Below are 2,777 nucleotides of genomic sequence, written 5' to 3' on the forward strand. Positions count from 1 at the left end.
TCGATTAGTTGTACCACTTAACAACGGTTGATAGACAATCGTCGGTTGTGCTGGGGTGGTTGGTTGTTCCTCTGGTGGCGTAGTTGGTTTTTCCTCTGGCGGAGTAGTTGGTTTCTCTTCCGGTGGAGTAGTCGGTTGCTCCGGTTCTACCAATCTTTTATCCATCACTATTTTTAAGTGCATTTTATTAGCTTCGCTATAATCCGCTACAAAGTCAAATAAGGCGTTACCATCCTCAATACCGCTACTAACACCACTAAACTCACCATTAAACTGATTATCCGCGACTAATACCTCTTTAAGCTCATCACCAAGTTGCCCCTGATAATTTTCGGCTTTTATCTGTAATTGACTGCCGTTTTCCAACGTAATATCACCGCTACTGCGTAAACGAGAATAGTCATTGACATTATTGGCGATTACTCGGAATACCCCGCCATTTTCAACAATCAGATTATTCGTCATTGGAATTGGGTTATTTACAACAGCTCTTGCCATTCTAGATAGCGAAGTTTCACTATTTGCTGATGTAGGTAATTCACTGGCATTAATCGCTGGTGTCGTTAATATGCCGCCGGTTTTTACATAAACCGTTGTCCCCATACTCACATTACGGTCTAACTCAATTACCCCATCAGTTACATCAAACTTGTCAATAATGTTCGAATCTAATGTCCCGGTAAGTTGCCAAGTGCTGGTACCACGTTTTTCTAACTTACCAAAAGCGCGTAATGGTTTGTCATCTAGATAAGAAGTCCATTTATTTTGTAGTGCTACCTCACCAAGTAAACTTAAATCAAACGATAAGCCGGTTAAACTGGCATCACCGCCTAATACTAAGGTATTGGTCTTAGCTCGAGCTTTTATATCCTCGGAAGACAACTCACTTTCCTCTTCGGCTTTCCTCATCACCACGTTACCGATAATACCAGCTTCTGGCGCTACTGAAGTCAATAAAGGTTCCCATATCATCTCTTTAATTTTAGCGGCTCCTTCAGCGGTTAATTCTCGATCACCATAGTGTCCTATTATCGAATAGTCTGTTTCTGATAAAACATCTTCTGTTTTATCTACTGCTGCTAACGCATCTTTTAATTGATCTTTAAACCAACTATTAACACCCCTCCCAGGATAAAGGTAGAGAATAAATTGACTGGTTTGTTTAAGTTGCTTCAAAGAGGCTGGCGAAACAATATTGTGTTGTAACTCAAGTGTATTACCACCACTAGTAAAGGCGATTGCGGTGCCATTTGAAATATCACCCCCAGAACCCCGATCCATTTTACCAAAACCAGAAACTACAGTACTAGTTCCAGCTAGAATAATTGTACTGCCAGAACTTACTCTAATCGCATCACCACCATAATTACCATCGCCACCAGTTACTCTGCTATCTATTAAGGTAATCTTACCACCTTGCTGTTGATTAATCGCAATTCCACCACTACCCTGACTATAATAACCATTACCACCATTACCACCAGTTACTTTGCTAGCCGTTAAGATAATCTCGCCACTTTGCTGTTTAATCGCAATTCCACCAATACCCCGGCCATAAGCACCCTCAGTATCACCACCATTACCACCAGAGATTGTGCTTTTGGTTACTAAAATTCTACCCTCTTGCTGATTAATTGCGATACCACCATCACCACCATCATGATCAAAACCACCAAAACCACCGTAACCACCGTAACCACCAGAGACTGTACTTTCGGTTACTGAAATTGTGCCACTTTGCTGATTAATTGCTATACCACCATCACCATCATCATTACCACCATCAAAATCGCCAGTGCCACCAACACCACCAGTGATAGTACTATTCTCAGTTACCGAAATTGTGCCACTTCGCTGATTAATTGCGATACCACCATTACCACCATTACCACCATTACCATCACTCTTAAAATACTCCCAAGAATAACCATCACCACCAGCAACATTAGCTTTAATAATTATCTCTAGATTAGTATTGTTATCTTCTATTGCGGTACCTCCATTTCCATTATTTATATCGCTTTTTCCTGGTTCTCCTGTGCAATCTGTATCAATTATAAAAGGTTTTTGCGAACCATCAGGTTGCGGACAAGTTTCCGCCCAAGCTGAATTGGTAAAAGTAAAAAGCAGTGCAATAGTTAATGCGGTTAAAGGATAATTAAGAAAGGGAAATAAAGCAGATTGATTAATTAAACGTATGTTGTTGGGGGGGGGTAATTTGAGCATTTGCTACCGCTTTTATTGCGGCAGTTTTACCTTTTGTTCTTGTATTCTCGGAAACGCACTGCCATAATTGCTTAACGGCATTCCAAACTAAACGATAGGTATGATTCATAATCGCTCCTTATGTTGTGTTACTAAATTAACGGTAAAAAAGAAAGGTTAGCTTGCTTTGTTGTCACTTTAAGAAACAAACAAAAACTTACTGAGCGTTATCATACTGCTATTTTTCGCTTTTTTGTCAATTTTTTTATAGAAAAACACTTCTTTTTTAAATTTTTATGGATTGGTTCACATTTTGTTCATAAATAGAATACTAAAGAAACCGCAATAATTCAGGAAAGTGCAAGTGTTTTACGGATTAGTACAAGTGTGTAGCAGATAGAAAAATAATAAAGAGGGAACAAACGCTAGGCTAGTAACTAAACTATTTAGAATGCTATTTTCCAAAAGGAGAAACCCTCTTCAAAGTTGAAGAAAGTTTCGACAAACCTAAATTTTATCAAAAATGTCTATAAAATAGCTTTGGGTTCCCTCTCACTCTTGCCCGAATGCAA

General features: G+C 39.1%; 1 protein-coding gene and 1 pseudogene. Both read right to left on the reverse strand.

Annotated features, from left to right (window positions below; genetic code table 11):
- Positions 1 to 2,226 (reverse strand): annotated as a pseudogene (locus tag QS62_RS11740) (hypothetical protein); the annotation flags it as partial.
- A complete protein-coding gene (locus QS62_RS11945; RefSeq protein WP_197496313.1) occupies positions 2,186 to 2,335 on the reverse strand; it encodes an ESPR domain-containing protein in 150 nt (49 codons plus the stop codon). The pseudogene QS62_RS11740 and the gene QS62_RS11945, both read right to left, overlap by 41 nt.
- Between the last annotated feature and the right edge of the window lie 442 nt (positions 2,336 to 2,777).

Source organism: Gallibacterium salpingitidis (assembly GCF_001678495.1).
Lineage (GTDB): Bacteria > Pseudomonadota > Gammaproteobacteria > Enterobacterales > Pasteurellaceae > Gallibacterium > Gallibacterium salpingitidis.

Coding starts and splice junctions, on each gene's coding strand:
- QS62_RS11945 (WP_197496313.1), bottom strand. CDS start 2,335: ATGAATCATACCTATCGTTTAGTTTGGAATGCCGTTAAGCAATTATGG.